We start from the raw sequence: 16,380 nt of genomic DNA, 5'->3' as shown, positions 1-16,380 counted from the left end.
TCGGCACCGCCAGGTGCGTCCTTTGCGGTTTGCGCCTCGTGACGGTACTTGTCACCGGCGCCGCCGGTTTCATCGGCTTTCATACAGCCAGGCGCTTGTGCCTGGACGGTCATGAAGTCGTCGGGATCGACAACCTCAACGACTATTATGACGTAGCGCTCAAGCAGGCACGGCTAAAGGCGCTTGAGTCGTTGCCGGGCTTTCGCTTCCGGAAAATGGACATCGTCGACAAGCCGGCATTGCTGGACTTGTTCGGCGAGTACCGATTCAGCGAAGTGGTGCACCTGGCCGCCCAGGCCGGCGTGCGTTATTCGCTGGACCAACCGGATGTGTACGCCCAATCGAACCTGGTGGGCTTCCTCAATGTGCTGGAAGCCTGTCGGCACCATCGCCCCGGGCACCTGATCTATGCCTCGAGCAGTTCGGTCTACGGCAGCAACTGCAAAATGCCTTTCAGCATCGAAGACGCGGTCGATCAACCGGTTTCGTTGTACGCGGCCACCAAGCGTGCCAATGAACTGCTCGCCCACAGTTACTGCCATCTGTACGGCCTCAAGGCCAGCGGTCTGCGCTTCTTCACGGTCTACGGACCCTGGGGCCGGCCCGACATGGCACCGTTCAAATTCGCCCAGGCGATCCTCAGCGGCCAGCCCATCGACGTCTACAACCAGGGCGAGATGGCGCGGGACTTCACCTACATCGATGACATCGTGGAAAGCATCGCTCGCCTGCGCACTCGACCGCCGGGCGAGGGGATCAATCGACTCTTCAACATCGGTCGCGGTGAACCGATGGCGCTGCTGGATTTTATCGAGTGCCTGGAGTCGGCATTGGGCACCGAAGCCCGGCGTCACTTCATGCCGATGCAGGATGGTGATGTGGTCAAGACCTGGGCCGATGTCTCGGCACTGCAAGCGTGGATCGACTTTCGCCCGCAGGTGTCGGTGGCAACCGGGGTCGGGGCCTTTGTGCAGTGGTATCGGCAGTTTTATCAGATCTGAATCGTTCGCCGCTGATAACGGTAAAACCATAGGGCGAGGGGACTCCATGAGCCAAGACATATTTGTGTCGGTATTGATTCCGGCAAAGAACGAAGCGAACAACCTCAAGCCACTGCTCGAGGAGGTGCGCGAGGCAATGGCAAACGAAGCGTATGAAATCATCGTGGTCGACGATGGCAGTACCGATGCCACCTTGCACGAGCTGCGGCAGATCAGGAACAGCGGTTTGAGCGCCTTGCGCATCCTCCATCATGAACGCTCGCTGGGGCAAAGCACCTCGCTCTACCACGCGGCACGGGAAGCGCGTGGGCAATGGCTGGCCACCCTCGACGGCGACGGCCAGAACGATCCAGCGGACATCCCCGGCATGTTGGCGCTGGTGCGCGGTGAGCAGGGCAGGGGCAATGTGCAGCTGGTGGCGGGTCACCGTACCAACCGCCGCGATACTGCGAGCAAGCGCTGGGCTTCGCGTTTCGCCAACGGTCTGCGCCGGCGCCTGCTCAAGGATGCCACGCCGGACACCGGCTGCGGCCTGAAGCTGATCGAGCGCGCGGCGTTCCTGCGCCTGCCGTATTTCGACCACATGCACCGATTCATTCCGGCATTGATCCAGCGCCACAACGGCCGAACGATCAATTACCCGGTCAACCATCGAGCGCGCACCGCAGGGGTGTCCAAGTACGGCAACCTCGACCGTGCCCTGGTGGGCATTCTTGACCTGGCCGGTGTCTGGTGGCTGATCAAGCGCACGCGGCTGAACACCCACGCCCAGGAGCTCGAAGGATGATCATGACCCGCGAAACCCTGTGGCTGGTGATTGGTTTTGCCGGACAGATCGCGTTTACCGGACGGTTCGTCCTGCAGTGGTTGTACAGCGAATACAAAAAGCGCAGCGTCATCCCGGTGAGCTTCTGGTACCTGAGTATTGTCGGCAGCACCTTGTTGTTTGCCTACGCCATCTACCGCCAGGACCCGGTGTTCATTATCGGGCAGGCATTCGGCTCCATCGTGTACCTGCGCAACCTGCAATTGATTGCCAAAAACCGACAATCCAGGGAATAGACCATGCGCCGAAAACTCTCGCCCCGGGTCGAATGCCTGGTCCTGATGCTGCTCGCCTTGCTGTTGATCGGTGCCGGGCTGGGCTTGCGCCAGGCACACAACGTCGATGAGGAGCGCTTCCTTGGTGTGGCCCTGGAGATGCTGCACAACGGCTCGTGGCTGATTCCGCATCGGGCCGGGGAGATCTACGGCGACAAGCCGCCGATCTTCATGTGGACGGTGGCATTCTTCATCTGGCTGACCGGCCTGCCCAACCTCGCCCTGTACATTCCCGGGCTGTTGTCGGCGACAACCGTCACGGCACTGGTCTATGACCTGGGTCGTCGGCTCTGGAGCCAGCGTATCGGTCGCATCGCTGCATTGTTGTACCTGGCGACCTACCAGACCCATAGCATCCTGCGCACCGGGCAAATCGACAGCTTCCTGATTCTGTTCACCACCCTGGGCCTTTACGGGCTGGCACGCCATCTACTGCTTGGACCCGCGTGGCGTTGGTTCTACGTCGGATGCGCGGCGATGGGCATCGGCGTGATCACCAAAGGCGTCGGTTTTCTGCCGGTGTTGCTGGTGATCCCCTATGCCTATGCGGTGCGTAAGGGCTGGCCGGGGGTGGTGGCGATGCCGGGCGAGTCGCGCAGATGGCTGCTTGGGTTTGTGTTCATGCTGGCTGCTATTGCGATCTGGCTGCTGCCCCTGGCCTTGTCCATCGCGCTCAATGGCAGCGCTGAGGAAATCGCCTATGCGCGGGAAATCCTCCTGCGCCAGACCGCCGGACGCTATGCCGCCGCCTGGCATCATCGGGAACCCTTCTGGTACTTCTTCACCAACGTCATTCCACAGTACTGGCTGCCACTGGTATTGGTGTTGCCGTGGCTGGTGCCGGCCTGGCGCCGCCAGCTGCAAAAGCGCGATGGCCGGGTGCTGGTGTTGCTCGGCTGGGTGGCGCTGGTGGTGCTGTTTTTCTGTATCAGCAGCGGCAAGCGCAAGTTGTATATCTACCCGGCATTGCCAGCGCTGGTCCTGGTGGCAGCGCCGCTGGTGCCCTGGTTGCTGCAGCGTTGGTTCAGGCAGCGCCCGCGCTTGCGACGAGTGTTCCCGGCATTGGTCGCGACCTGGTTCGTGCTGTGGTTCGCCCGGGGTTTCGTCGAACCGGTCAGGGATGGGGTCAATCCCAATCAAACGCTCATGGCCCAGGCCAACAGCATGACCCATGGCGCGAACCTGGTCCTTGTCAACTGGAGCGAAGGGCACTGGCTGTTCGCCCGGCAGCCGATCGTGCACTTCGGTATGCTCGACTCCACCGTCGAAAGAGCCGCGCAATGGCTGCGCGAACACTCGCATGACTACGCCCTGGTGCCGGACGACGTGCTGGACCGCTGCTTCAAGCCCGAGGCTGCGCGGGAACTGGGGGAGAACTCCCGGGCGCAATGGTCGATTGTCGGGGCGGATGCGGATAATGGGTTGTGTCATGCGCAAGCGTCATCGACGGTGTATCGGTTTTCGTGGGCTGATCCGCAGGTGCAAGTGTCCGTGCCCTAGCGAAGCTCATGCATATTTGGATTGATCGTTCCCACGCTCTGCGTGGGAATGCATCCTGTGACGCTCCGCGTCATTCTTGCGCACGGCTCACGTCATGTGTCGTCAACGGAACGCGGAGCGTCCCTGGCGGCATTCCCACGCAGAGCGTGGGAACGATCACAAGCAAAGCGAGGCGGCCTGACAGCCGACCTGATTTTGCGGGTGTACCCGACCCCCCGTAGGAGCCAGCGGTGTTGGGGGTAAATGCAAAAGTCAGGTCGGCTGTCAGGCCGCCTCGCTTTGGCTTTTGATCTGGGCGCCCCGTTAACCACGCTGGCAGAACGCAGGCATTGCGCAGTGGGTAAACCGGCAGGACGCCGGTTTAGCCGCGCTGGGCCATGGATGGCCCATCGCGGCGACCCACGGAGTAATGCCTTCGTTCTGGCATGCCGAGCCTAGGCGAGGCACCGAGTGGTGGGGCAAGAGCGCTTTGGTTACTTTCGCGCTTTTCGAAAGTGACTCGCCGTAAGGGCGAAACCCTAAGTGGCCGTTACCGCAGCAATGGATATACACCCCGTCCCCTACTTGTGAACAGCAACTGATCAAAACTTCGCATAGTTCAACGCATCGACAATCGCCGAACCGCCGATACCTGTCAGGGACAGCAGCAACGAACGGATCAATGGGTCTTCGGAATAGCGCGAAAACGAACCGGTGTTGAGCGTTGCAACCCGTTCGCGAATCATCTTGAACTTGGCATAGCCCGGCGTCGATTCCGGTGTTTCCAGTAAATAGGCGTCGATTCGTTGCAAGGCCACCGTGCGGGCCTTTTCCGCGGCTCGACGCAGGGTGAGCGCAGAGCCGAGCAGCAGCAACGCGGTCAGCAGGTAGGAAATCATCAGCCCTGGCGGTGTTGGCCAGTTGTCGAACAGGCTGCTGCGTGAGGCCAGCAGGATCAACAGCACCACGGTCGGTGCGTAGATCAGCCGATTGACCGCCGACGTACGCTTGGCGATCAGTTGCAGATCCACCCACTCGTCGATGCAGGGATGCTTGAGCATGCCGAAGATTTTCTTGTGTTCGGCCTGCAACGTCCCTGGCCAGATCGCATGGTGCTCGCTCAGATGACGGATGAAGCGCGTCAGCAACAGGTTGGCATCCATGACCCAGAACACCAGCACCTGGAACGTCAGCGTCGGAATCAGCCAGTTCAACATCCACCAGTCCGATGCACCGCGCACGGGCGTGCCTTCCATCGGCCAGATCACGAACAACACGCTGGTGACCACGACGTAGGCCCAGGTAGCGAGTAACGCCCGCAACAGACGGGCACCGAATGAACCACAGATGCAGTGCTCACCCCAGAAGCGCGCAATGACGATCATCTTGCGTCCGTCCGTGCAGCGGGCCTGGGCGGCCGCGCAGGACTTCGACCAGTCTTCGTTGGCACTCATCAGCGGGAAGAAAATCAGCAACAGCCAATGGCCAAGCTCATTGCACCAGCGGCGCAGGCTCCAGCCTTTGCCGCGGCGGATCAATCGCTGTACCTGGCCCCACAGGGTTGTCTGGTATTTGCGCATGTGCAGGCGCAGATGGAAGGCACTTTCGATCTCCGCGCGATTGATGCGCAGCTTGCGCCACCCCCAGGTCAACGCCGAGAGCGAGATCAGCACGGCCAGCAGGCGCAATGCTACGGTCGGCCAGGCGCTGATGCCTTCGAGCAAGAACATCGGCTCGCCCAGGCCGTTGTCGGTCAAGGTGCTGCGCATCTGGTACGCCAGCATCAACGCGAGAATGAACACCACCAGCGGGACCACGAAGTACCACGCCCAGGCATCGTATGAACCTGGGGTCACACTCGACGTCGCGTCCTGGGCCAGTGCCAATCGCCGCGTGGAGCGACGGAGCAGGTTCGACGACAGGATGCCCAGCAGCACCAGCACGAAGGTGAACCACAGGAATTCCGCATGCCAGTAGCGCGTGGCAATGAAGGCGCAGGCCGCCGCGACCATGAACAGCGTAATAGGCACGCCGCGCACCCACGCCAGGCGTGTGTCGTGTTCGTCCTGGGGGCCCTCGATGCGCCACCAGAGAATGAACGCAGCGATGCTCAGCAGGGTGAGTGTCAAAGGTCCGGCCCAAAAGAACGATTGGCTGTGTTTGAAACGCTCGCGCAGTGACTGGGAGGGCTCAGGGTAGGGCGGCGGCGAGGGATCTTGCAGGCAGCGCAACGCCATCAGATCGTGGGGCAGCACACCGCGCTCCGACTGGGCTTGGGTGGGCGCCTGGCAACTGGTCGGGCGTGAGGCGCCCAGTCGCGTGGCCAGGGGAATAAAGCCACTGATGCCCACTTCGTAGATGCCCGGCGAGAGCAGCTCCGATTTGGAATAGTCGAATTTCGCGCGCTTGGCATCAAAGGATTGCGGCGCCAAGGCCGCCAGTACTGAAATGAACACGGCACTTTGCAGGCTGTCGCGAAATGGCGGCACGTCCTGTTGCAGGGCGCGAGTCAGCGTCAGGCCATAGGGTGCGGCGAGGATCAGGTTGCGCGTGGTTTGCGCCTGGCCCCGTTGCAGCATGCGCGCGTCAAGGTCGGTGGAGAAGTACAGTTTGTAAGGCATTCGGCTCTTGAGGGCCTGCAGCACCAGCAGCTTGTCGTAGGCATCGACACCCAGGATACCGATGGCGCCGATGCCACTTTCGCCATCGCGTCGATAGGCCGCGTCTTCGCTGGCGATGTGGTCGGCGAGGCGTCGCAGATAATCGAGCTGGGAGTTGCCGTCGGATTTCTCCAGCGGGCTGAGGTCGATGGCGGATGCGCCACGGGCGTTTTTGCTGGCATCGTAGCTGGCGGTTTTATCGGTGCTCGCTGATTCTTCCGGCAGACGCCCGTCGAGCCCGCGCAAGTAACTGAAGCGCAAGATCCACTGGTCGACGGCACCCTTATGGTTTTCACCGTCGCCGAGTCGGGCGTCCCTGGCCACCTGCAGCTTGAAGCTTTCGATCAGGGCACGGCTGTAGAAACTGTCCCACTCGGAAATCAACGCGATGCGGTTGGCGCTGCGGCGAAGATTGCCGGTGCAGGGTGAGCCGATCCGGCTCAGTTTGCCTTCGCTGCAACGCACGCCGGCGGCCGGGTCGACGCGGCGCAGCTTCAGTTCTTCAAGCATCAGTTGGGTCATGGTGCCATCGTCACTGACGGTGCGCAGCAGCTTCATCGGCTCGCGGTTGGCCAGCGGCGGCGACAGCTTCTGGTAGCCACGATCCAGTGTCTCGTTGTCGGCCGTGGCCAGCGGCGAATAGATTTCGATGTTCGGCGAGGCCTTGCCGATGTCCTGGTCCTGGAACATGTCGCGCAGCACGGTCGAGGTCGAGGGGCCTATGACCTTCAAGACGGCATTGGCCGAGGGTTCGATGCAAGGTGCTGGCGTGCAGGCCATGGCGACTTTTTTTTTCAGGCTGTCACGAAGCGTTTCGAGCTGTTGCAGCGGCATCGAGCCGAGCGCGTCCTGTTTCAACCAGAACACGATCGTTCGGTCGGAGGGTGCGGGCTTGCCTTCAAGCGCCTGCGGTGGATCGAACGGATTGGACACGAACACTTCGTAGGGCGTATCGACGAAAGCGTTTTTCTGCGGTGCCTCGAGTGACAGGTTGGCGGCCAGCTTCAGGCAGTGGATGTACTGCTCCTGATCCGGCACCCGGTGGGAATTCTTGAACCCGGCCAGCAAGGCATAGCGAATGCGCCGGCGCCTTTCGACTTCATCGGCGTAGGGGCCACCCTCGACCAGCGCGACCATGATGTCGGGCGCCGATTGTCCTGCGCTCAGGGGCGAGAGGTCGGGGCTGCAAACGTTCTCGGCGTCCGGGTTCTTGCTGTCGGCAAGCTTCTTGCGATAACGCTCCACCGCGTCGAAAGGGTCCTGCCACAACCGGGCCTCGATGGGCAGTTGTGCCTGGAACTGGGCACCGATGGGGCGCGGCTCCAGGAAGGGTTCGCGGGTGAGGGCGAACATCGATACCACCAGACTCAGGATGACTGCACTGCCTGGCAACCAGAGGGCCAGATTTGTGCCCGAATCCTTGCTGTCCATGGCCTGTGCCTCTTGTTTGCGGCCAACTGTGTACTGTTATTTATAGACCCAATAAATGAAGGGGAATGGCCTGAATGAACGATTGCCTGACCGAATTGCCGTCGATCGGCTATTCACCCGCACTACGGCGGCAGGTGTACAGTGCGGTGCTCTGGCTGAATAATCGGTCATGCCTCCTTTAAGGTCATTCTGGACGAACGCCATGCATCGCATCGGACTCATCGTTTACCCCGGTTTCCAGGTTCTGGGCCTGGCCATGTGTGCCACATTCGAACTGGCCAACAGTGCGGCCGATGAACCGGTGTACAGCATTGTCCTGGTGTCCGAACACGGCGGCATGGTGCAAACCTCCGCAGGGTTCGCTGTGGAGACCAAGCCATTTGACCCGTGTTCGTTCGATACGCTGTTGGTCATGGGCGATAACTTGATTCGCCCGCCATCGAAAGGGCTGGTGGACTTTTTGCGCCATGCCAGCCAGGGCACCCGCCGCCTGGGTTCGATCTGCACCGGTGCCATTGCCCTGGCCGAAGCCGGTTTGCTCGATGGCCGGCGAGCAACCACCCACTGGTGTCATGCGGCGTCGTTGCAGCGGGCGTTTCCGAAGGTGAAGGTTGAGGAAGACCGGATTTTTATCAACGACGGAAATATCTGGACCGCCGCCGGCATGAGCGCGTGTGTCGATCTGGCGCTGGCCCTGGTGGAAATCGATCTGGGCGCGGAAGTCGCGCGCCGGGTCGCCCGGCAGTTGGTGGTGTATCACCGCCGGGCGGGCGGGCAGTCGCAGTTTTCGGTCATGCTGGAGTTGCAGCCCAGGACCGATCGCATCCAGGCAGCATTGACGTACGCCAAGCAGAACCTGAAGTCCGATTTGTCGGTTGAGGAACTGGCCAACGCCGCCAATCTCAGCCCGCGACAATTCAGCCGAGTGTTCAATGCCGAAACCGGGCAATCGCCGGCCAAGGCTATCGAAAGCCTGAGGGTGGAGGCCGCGCGGTTGATGATGGAAACCGGCCGGCACTCGATCGATGTGGTGGCAACCGAAACCGGCTTTGGTGACAGGGAGCGAATGCGCCGGGCTTTCCTGCGAGCTTTCGGGCAACCGCCCCAGGTGATTCAGCGGGCCAATCGAGGTTGATGACCTAAAAGGTGGTGTATACGACATTCAAGTCGCAATATTATTTTCGTAATATTTGTCTCGTTGAAACCCATTCCCTCAATGAGATCGCCGCCATGACCTTTGTCAAAGCCGCCGCCGTACAAATCAGCCCCGTGCTCCACAGCCGTGAAGGCACCGTCAACAAAGTCGTCGAGAAAATTCTCGAGCTGGGTGAGCAGGGCGTGCAGTTCGCCGTGTTTCCCGAAACCGTCGTGCCGTACTACCCGTATTTCTCGTTCGTCCAGGCGCCCTTTGCCATGGGCGCCGAACATCTCAAGCTGCTGGACCAGGCCGTGACGGTGCCGTCGGCGGCGACCGATGCCATTGGCGCTGCCGCCCGAGAGGCCGGCATGGTCGTGTCCATCGGTGTCAACGAACGAGATGGCGGTACGTTGTACAACACCCAATTGTTGTTCGACGCCGACGGCTCACTGATCCAGAGCCGCCGCAAGATCTCCCCGACTTACCATGAACGCATGATCTGGGGCATGGGCGACGGGTCCGGCCTGCGCGCCACCGACAGCGCGGTGGGGCGCATCGGCCAACTGGCGTGCTGGGAACATTACAACCCGCTGGCCCGCTACGCCTTGATGGCCGATGGCGAACAGATCCACGCCTCGATGTACCCCGGCTCGTTTGCCGGCCCGCTGTTCACCTCACAGATGGAAGTCAGTATCCGCCAGCACGCATTGGAAGCGGCGTGCTTCGTGGTCAACTCCACCGCCTGGCTCAGCCCTGAGCAACAGGCGCAGATAATGGCCGACACCGGCTGCCCGATCGGGCCGATTTCCGGCGGTTGCTACACCGCGATCATCAGCCCGGATGGCGTGGTACTGGGTGCGTTGACCGAGGGTGAAGGCGAGGTGATCGTCGACCTCGACATGAGCCTGATCGACAAGCGCAAGCGCATGATGGATTCGCGCGGCCACTACAGCCGTCCGGAACTGCTCAGCCTGCTGATCGACCGCACCCCGCATGCCCATGTGCATGAACGCAGTGCGCATCCGGAGACAGTGGAAAAGGTAGATCCACTGTAGGAGCGAGCATGCTCGCTCCTACAGTAAGGCGGTAAGGCAGTACTCCGTTGTTTCAGTGCTGGTTGCGGCGCCAGAAAATCCGGGCCAGCAACGCATCGACGCTGAACTTGCCAGGACCCGAAAGCAGCAACGGCACAAGGGCGGCGAGATAAATCAGCGGCAGCTTGAAGTTACCAAAACCTTTGTTGCTGATGGAGTAACCCTGGGCCAGTTCGCTCAAGGTCGACCAGTCTGCCGGCCAGTGCACCGCGGCGGTCGCGACGATGGTCACCACGATCAGGCTGATCGCCGAGAAGCGTGTGGCCAGGCCCACCAGCAGGGCGAGCGCGCAGATCAGCTCGACCCACATCGACAGTTCCCAATTCAGCGTGGCCGGCAGGTGGTTGAACGGGAACAGGAAGCGGTCCTGGATGTCGGCGAACCAGTTTTCGCCATTGAATTTTTCCAGGCCCGACTCGAAGAACTCCCAGGCGAGGAACACCCGCAAGGACAGTGGCGCGATCCAGCTGCCGGCACGGTCAAGGTTCAGGTGCAGGCCTTTCACGGCCGATGAAATAGTGGCGTTCATGGTTGATCTCCTTCAAGACAGGGATGTCGGACCGGGGGGGCCGTTGAGAGGTATTTCATCAACCGGGTGTATCTGCGGTATGTCGTTGGCACGGGAATTTGAAGGCCTGGTGTGTCAGGGGCGGGGCTGTACACACTTTGATACGTTCAGTTCGAATGCATTTAAATGTGGGAGCGGGCCCGCTCCCACAGGGACCTTTGTGGGCATCAAGTCAGAGCGGCAACGCCAGAACCCGGCTGCGCAGATGCGCCAGCGTCTCGTCATCGAGCACCGTGGTCAGTTCCAGGCCTTCTTTGGCCTGATACAGGTTCATCGCATCCCGGGTCTGTTTGCCGACAATGCCGTCAATTGTGCCGGGGTGCCAGCCCAGGTACGTCAGGTAGGTTTGCGCGGTGCGAATCCTCAGGTCGGGCGTTCCGCCGTAAGAGAACTTCTGATACGCGGCACTGAGCCGCACGTCGTAGTTGTTGATGGCGTAGTTGGGGCCGTTGTAACGACGGGCGAAGTTCGCCCAATCCTTGGCCCGTAGCGCGGCGATGGAGCCGCCACCGATCAACGTGCCGACCATACACAACAGTTGTTCGTTCTCTGACAGGACCATGCGCCTGACCATCGATTCAACGTCTGCAGAACCGGTGGAAGCGAAGTTGAACCCCATGATCTGGCCCAGCCCCCACGACGTGCTTTGCAGCGCCGCATTGCGGTCAAGCTCGATCGCCTGGTTGAGCCGGTCGTACTGGTGGTCCCCCGACGCACCATAGTTGCCAGGGCTTTTGCTGCTGATATCGGGGTGTTGTGCGTCAAACGCCTGGTGGGTCAAGCGGCTGAAGACGTGACGCTCGAAAAGGATTTTCGGACGGCGATCGGAAAAGAATCCGTTGCCGGAGGTTTCTACTGCCAGAACAGCCCACAGTTGTGCAGCGCTGACTTTGGCCAGGTCCAGGGCGTTTTCCAGACCTTCGTCGTCAAGGGCTGCGCCATGGCTTCTGAATTCGTTGCTCATGACGGCCTCCTTCGAAACAGCAAACGCGGGGGTACGCTTTAAGCGTAGGTGGGCCAGGCTGGCACCGGCGGGTTTGCGATTATCGGCGCAGGGCTGTGGCGGATGACGCTCGGCGGCTTTTGCTATACATTTTCTGCCCGCCCATTGCATGGTGATACCGCTTCATGTCTCTTGCGCTCGAACGTCTAGTCGCTGGCACGCCGATCCCTTTCGCCGGTAATCGTGTCACTGTGGTCAGCCCCGAACTGGCGGCACGCTTTGCGCCCGGTGACCACCTGTTGGTGGAGCAGGTCAGCGGCGAACTGTTGCTGATTCCGGTGGCTGACCAGCAAGCGGCAGCGGTGGCGATCGAACGTGCCGAAGCGGCGTTCAAGGCGATGTCGACGGTGTCGGACCAGGCCATCAGCGCCTTCTTCGATGAGTTTGCCCAACGCCTGGAGACGCCTGAGTGCTGGGCCTTGATCGAGGCCGCAAACCTGGCCGACATCGAGCGGGCCAAGGCTCGTGGCCGCTCGACCACGCGTTTGCTGGCCGATGAGCGCATGCGTCGCGACATGATTGCCGGCCTGCGCGCCTGGCGCGATGCATCGGCCACCCGCGGCAAAGTGATCAGTTGCGTTGAGCACGACGGCTGGAAAGTCGAACAGGTGGTCTCGCCGCTGGGTATCGTCGCGTTCGTCTTCGAGGGCAGGCCGAATGTCTTCGCCGATGCCGCCGGTGTGTTGCGCACCGGTAACACCGCGGTGCTGCGCATTGGCAGCGACGCGTTGGGCACGGCCCAGGCCATCGTCACTCACGCATTGAACCCGGCATTGAACGCCACCGGATTACCAGCCGGTGCGGTGTCGTTGGTGGAAAGCGTCAATCACGCCGCCGGGTGGGCGATGTTCGCCGACCGCCGTCTGTCCCTGGCCGTCGCCCGTGGTTCGGGGCGCGCCGTCAGTCAATTGGGCAGCATCGCGCAACAGGCCGGCACCGCCGTCAGCCTCCATGGCACCGGTGGTGCCTGGTTGATCGCCGACATCGACGCAGATGCCACGCGCTTCGCCGCTGTGGTGCGCAACTCCCTGGACCGCAAGGTCTGCAACACCCTGAACGTCTGCCTTATCCAGCGCGACCGCGCCGCTGACCTGGTGCCGCTGTTTCTCGATGCGCTGCAACAGGCAGGCAAGGCACGGGGGCAGGGCTGCAAGTTGCACATCGTGGAAGGCAGCGAAGCGTTCCTGCCGGCGGATTGGCAAACCGCCAGCGTCGAGGTCTACCGCGCCGAAGGCTACCGCACCGAAGCACTGGCCGAAGCGTTGCCGGAAGATCAACTGGGTCGCGAGTGGGAGTGGGAAGAAACCCCCGAAGTCAGCCTGAAGATCGTCGACGACCTGGACAGCGCCATCGCCTTGTTCAATCGCTACAGCCCGCAGTTCACCGTGTCGCTGCTCAGCGAAGCTGCAGCGACTCAGGAACGCTTCTACAACGCGGTCAACGCGCCTTTTGTCGGCAACGGGATCACCCGTTGGGTCGATGGTCAGTACGCACTCAACAAGCCGGAGCTGGGCCTGTCGAATTGGGAGAGCGGGCGGCTATTTGCGCGCAGTGCAATTCTTTCAGGTGATGGTGTGTTCACCATTCGCAGTCGCATGACCCAAATAGATCTGGGCATCAAACGCTAAAAAAGGCCTGTCGCAGCATCGAACGTGAGAGGCACCTTTACGGTTTTCTCTGCAAAAGGTGGGGTTGTCTACTGTCAAGTTTGACAGTAGACGCGCCATGCTTTTCGCCGACTTAATAAAGCTCCGGGGCTGAACCCGTGTAGTCACCATGGAAATCAGTCATCCCACTGCCTGACGAATCCCCAGGTTCCGACGATTTTAAGGGTGAGCTATTAATCGACGGCGACCCGTCGACCCCCTTCTGATATCTGCCGATGAAAAGATCTTGATGGTGTATGGGGGGCTTCTCATACGTCTGCTGAAAAATGGTCAACCTGATCCGAGTTTCAACGGGGTAAATATTACGTAGATACCCGACATTCGGAATATCCATCAGTCATCCTTCGCATGGTGCAAGTTTGTGAGGATAAACTTGTGTTGTCGGGCAACGCCAACGTGAACGGTGAGCGTGTCGTCATGTTTACGTGTTTCTTCTCAATGGAAAACTGGACACGGATTACGGGCAAAACGGACTGCTGCTTCGCTACCTTGCTTGATTTTACGTAGTAAACAAAAAAGTCCCCGCTCAAAAAACTTGAGAGGGGACTTCTTATGGCTATGGATTATCAGTAGAACCGGTCAATCACCCGAACTTCGTTCTGGCCCTGCAGCGAGTCCCAGGCCTGTTTCAGCGTTTGCAGGACATTACCGATGAAGTCCTTGTCGGCAGCGGCCTTCTTGCCAACATAGCCATGGCCGCGACGGTACATTTTCAGTCGGGCCAGCAGGTTCTGGTTGTTCTGGTCGAACTCCGCTTCATGGGCATGTGGCGACAGGCAGTCGATATGCACCTGGCCCGATTTGCTGATCCACAGGATATGGCTGTCGTGACTGTCTTTTTGCGCCGCGAACATGCGAGCCAGCTCTTCGATAGTCGGTTGATTGTTCAGATTCATGATAAAGCCCCCTTGACCATTTGGTGATCTTTCAAAGTTGATTCGCTAATACATGTAGCCCATCGGTTAGTTGATCCCTGGCACCGAAACCAGGACGTCAGCAGTCGTCCGCCGAAATCGACGGGGTCCCGCGTCTGTTGCATGTAGTCGTGTTGAATAACTGCTACGCAATAGCGTCACAACGAAGAGAAGCGGCGATAACCTTTGGCCCCTGCCGACGTTTTCAGGGTCGGCCACAAGCATCATGAGGATGGATCGCCAGCGCTTCTCGCCCTTGTACTGGACGTTCAGGCCAGGTCAGCTTCTTCAATCTGCCTTGTGGGCAGCGTGTATCCGGAAAAAACAGCTCGGCGGTCAGACGAGCTTGCTCAAGCGTGTTACCAGTACTCCCGATCGGGGAGACGTCTGCATCATGCAAGGGCAAATCGAAGGCGTCAACGGTTTTGTAGTGAATATTTTTAGTCACTACATATTGTCTGACAAAGCCGATTTGGAATTAGGCGGGAGGTCTTTCTCTCCCCCCGTGTAGGAGCGAGCATGCTCGCGATGGAGGTCAACGATGACGCGGGGAGCCTGACACCCCGCAGTGCCCTGAGGTTTTTCGCAAGCATGCTCGCTCCTACAGGGACAGGGCTTACGCTTTCTCAAAACAGTAAACAGTGCACGGCAACCCCTGGATGTACAGTTGATGAGCGCTGAACCGGTTTTGCGTCGCCTCAGGAATCACCGCCGCCCAGAACAGCCGTGCCGGCTGGTTCGCTTCGACATGGAAAATTTGCCATCGACCGGGGAGTCGGTTCAACAGGGTGGACACGACAAACCTGGCGACGCCCTGGCCACGAAAGCCCCGACTGACGAACAGATAACCGATGTTGTAGCGGGCATCGGGCATGTGGATTTCGTCATCCACGGTGACGAACCCGGCCAATTCCCCATCGACCCGGATCAGAAATGCCTGGGTCGCGGGTTTTCGCCAGTAGTCCGAGAGGGGCAGGATATTGAAGAAGCCATGCTCACCCAGCTTCAGTGGCACCCACTCGCTGAAATCATAGGTGTAGAACTGCATCAGGTTTTCAATGGTCTGCAGTTCGTCGCGTTGGGCCGCGTGCAGTTCAATCGAGATCATCTGAAAGGTTCCCGCCGATGGCTGTGCATGACAGGTCATTATGGCCGAAGAAGCTGATTGACCACGTTGAACGTCTGCGAGCCGCCACACACCTGCATCACTGCAAGCGTCTTGCCCTGGGTGGGGCGAACGGCACCGAGTTCCAGGGGAACCCAGTCGATCTGCGCCTTGAACAAGGCCGACATCGCGCCATGGCGTTCCGGCGAACACCCGACCTGGCCTTTGGACCACTGCAACAGTTCGCGCAGCTCCTGGACTTTGGGGTGGGCGGCAGGAGCATCGTCGGGCAGCGGCAAACTGGACGGATTGAAGATGCGCGTCTCTGCGCCGAAATGCTCCAGCAGGCGCGCGGCTTCTTCGACCAGCAGGCGGCTGAACGAGCGTTCGCGGGTCGAGCCGTACAACAGCAGGATGTGTGGATACCAACCTTGAAGTAGTAGCCCCAGGTGATGCGCATGTCCTTGCGTTCGAGCACGTGCAGCCAGAGGAGGGTGGCGAGACTGCCGATGGGGGTGATCTTCGGGCCGAGGTCACAGCCGATGATGTTGGCGTAGATCATCGCCTTGCGAATCAGTCCGTCCGCGCCCAGGGGTTCAGCAACAGGCAGCATCGCGCACGGGACGCCCGTCCATGGCGGAACCATTGCACCCGGTTCATCCACCGCTGACTTTCCAATGCTTGACATCGTCAGCGAACATCATCTGCTTCATCTCATGGGCAATGCCATAGGCCAGGGATTCGTGTGCAGCGATGACTTTTTCTTCCGCCGAAAGGCAATGGAAAATGTCGAGCTTGGTCTCTGCCTCAGCCGTTTCGAGGGTGAAAATCTGCACGTAACGCGCAAGGTCGTTATCAAGGCTCGACAGGTATTCGCGCAGGCGCTGGTGGTCGACCGATTTCTGGCTGAAGTACCAGTTCATCGGGTGGATCAGGAAGCGTGAGTGAGGGGAGGTGATGCGCCGGCCTGCCGCCAGGAACATGATGATGCCCATGGATTCGATGTTACCCGCGTTGATTGCGCACAGCGGTACCGGCAGTGACTTCAGGAACGTATAGAGGGTGAATCCAAAGTTGGTGCTACCGCCGCTCGTAGACAGATTGAGGAGTAGGGAGGTGGCGCCTTCATCGATGGCTTCGAGGCAACAGTCCCGGAAGCGCTCAGTCGTTCCCTGATCGATCTGGCAATGAAAATGCACGATATGTTCAGTCATCGATA

At 60.1% G+C, this 16,380-nt stretch carries 13 protein-coding genes and 2 pseudogenes; 7 read left to right on the top strand and 8 right to left on the bottom strand.

Features of this window, described 5'->3' with window-relative positions; all coding sequences use genetic code 11:
- Positions 1–38 precede the first annotated feature (38 nt).
- The 4 genes from HGP31_RS17525 to HGP31_RS17510 are packed head-to-tail and all read left to right on the top strand — an operon-like array spanning position 39 to position 3,602.
- Entirely contained in the window at positions 39–1,001 is a 963-nt protein-coding gene (locus tag HGP31_RS17525; protein WP_033044325.1) for an NAD-dependent epimerase/dehydratase family protein, read from the top strand.
- 46 nt (positions 1,002–1,047) lie between these two features.
- Positions 1,048–1,788, top strand: coding sequence for a glycosyltransferase family 2 protein (locus tag HGP31_RS17520; protein WP_020799552.1), 741 nt, complete (start codon positions 1,048–1,050; stop codon positions 1,786–1,788).
- Positions 1,785–2,063, top strand: coding sequence for a lipid-A-disaccharide synthase N-terminal domain-containing protein (locus HGP31_RS17515; protein WP_168758291.1), 279 nt, complete (start codon positions 1,785–1,787; stop codon positions 2,061–2,063). Before HGP31_RS17520 ends, HGP31_RS17515 begins: the two co-directional genes overlap by 4 nt.
- 3 nt (positions 2,064–2,066) lie before the next feature.
- Entirely contained in the window at positions 2,067–3,602 is a 1,536-nt protein-coding gene (locus HGP31_RS17510; RefSeq protein ID WP_168758290.1) for an ArnT family glycosyltransferase, read from the top strand.
- Between the two features lie 581 nt (positions 3,603–4,183).
- Here the strand turns inward: HGP31_RS17510 and HGP31_RS17505 are convergent.
- Positions 4,184–7,672 carry a hypothetical protein gene (locus HGP31_RS17505; protein WP_020800072.1) on the bottom strand — a complete coding sequence of 1,163 codons (3,489 nt, stop codon included), beginning with the start codon at positions 7,670–7,672 and terminating at the stop codon, positions 4,184–4,186.
- A gap of 202 nt (positions 7,673–7,874) precedes the next feature.
- On the opposite strand from HGP31_RS17505, the gene HGP31_RS17500 reads away from it, so the two are divergent.
- Together HGP31_RS17500 and HGP31_RS17495 are read left to right on the top strand one after the other, a co-directional pair.
- Positions 7,875–8,807 carry a GlxA family transcriptional regulator gene (locus HGP31_RS17500; protein WP_033042903.1) on the top strand — a complete coding sequence of 311 codons (933 nt, stop codon included), beginning with the start codon at positions 7,875–7,877 and terminating at the stop codon, positions 8,805–8,807.
- Positions 8,808–8,902: 95 nt separating this feature from the next.
- A complete protein-coding gene (locus HGP31_RS17495) occupies positions 8,903–9,865 on the top strand; it encodes a Nit6803 family nitrilase (RefSeq protein WP_020800070.1) in 963 nt (320 codons plus the stop codon).
- Between the two features lie 52 nt (positions 9,866–9,917).
- Here HGP31_RS17495 and HGP31_RS17490 read toward each other — a convergent pair whose 3' ends face one another.
- Complete coding sequence (locus tag HGP31_RS17490) at positions 9,918–10,433, bottom strand: HvfX family Cu-binding RiPP maturation protein (protein ID WP_020800069.1); 516 nt, start codon at positions 10,431–10,433, stop codon at positions 9,918–9,920.
- A 211-nt stretch (positions 10,434–10,644) separates the two neighbouring features.
- Positions 10,645–11,436 (bottom strand): N-acetylmuramidase domain-containing protein, encoded by a 792-nt coding sequence (locus tag HGP31_RS17485; RefSeq protein WP_020800068.1) that lies wholly within the window; start codon positions 11,434–11,436, stop codon positions 10,645–10,647.
- Between the two features lie 164 nt (positions 11,437–11,600).
- Between HGP31_RS17485 and HGP31_RS17480 the strand changes: the two genes are divergently transcribed.
- The gene (locus tag HGP31_RS17480; RefSeq protein ID WP_033042902.1) at positions 11,601–13,103 is read left to right on the top strand and encodes an aldehyde dehydrogenase family protein; all 1,503 of its coding nucleotides are present in this window, start codon (positions 11,601–11,603) and stop codon (positions 13,101–13,103) included.
- A 605-nt stretch (positions 13,104–13,708) separates the two neighbouring features.
- Here the strand turns inward: HGP31_RS17480 and HGP31_RS17475 are convergent.
- The 5 genes and pseudogenes from HGP31_RS17475 to HGP31_RS17455 form a co-directional block, all read right to left on the bottom strand.
- Entirely contained in the window at positions 13,709–14,038 is a 330-nt protein-coding gene (locus tag HGP31_RS17475) for a hypothetical protein (protein ID WP_020800065.1), read from the bottom strand.
- 634 nt (positions 14,039–14,672) lie between these two features.
- On the bottom strand, positions 14,673–15,164 hold the full coding sequence (locus tag HGP31_RS17470; RefSeq protein ID WP_168758289.1) for a GNAT family N-acetyltransferase: 492 nt from the start codon (positions 15,162–15,164) through the stop codon (positions 14,673–14,675).
- Positions 15,165–15,214: 50 nt separating this feature from the next.
- Positions 15,215–15,610 (bottom strand): annotated as a pseudogene (locus HGP31_RS17465) (NAD(P)H-dependent oxidoreductase); the annotation flags it as partial.
- Positions 15,586–15,741: pseudogene (locus tag HGP31_RS17460) on the bottom strand (ArsB/NhaD family transporter); the annotation flags it as partial. The pseudogenes HGP31_RS17465 and HGP31_RS17460, both read right to left, overlap by 25 nt.
- A 76-nt stretch (positions 15,742–15,817) precedes the next feature.
- On the bottom strand, positions 15,818–16,375 hold the full coding sequence (locus tag HGP31_RS17455) for an ATP-dependent Clp protease proteolytic subunit (protein ID WP_020800062.1): 558 nt from the start codon (positions 16,373–16,375) through the stop codon (positions 15,818–15,820).
- Positions 16,376–16,380 lie beyond the last annotated feature (5 nt).

The sequence above is a fragment of the Pseudomonas umsongensis genome, assembly GCF_012647205.1.
GTDB classification, from domain to species: Bacteria; Pseudomonadota; Gammaproteobacteria; order Pseudomonadales; family Pseudomonadaceae; genus Aquipseudomonas; species Aquipseudomonas umsongensis.
Note: the sequence above shows the minus strand (reverse complement) of the source record. Positions and strands in the feature narration are given on the sequence as shown.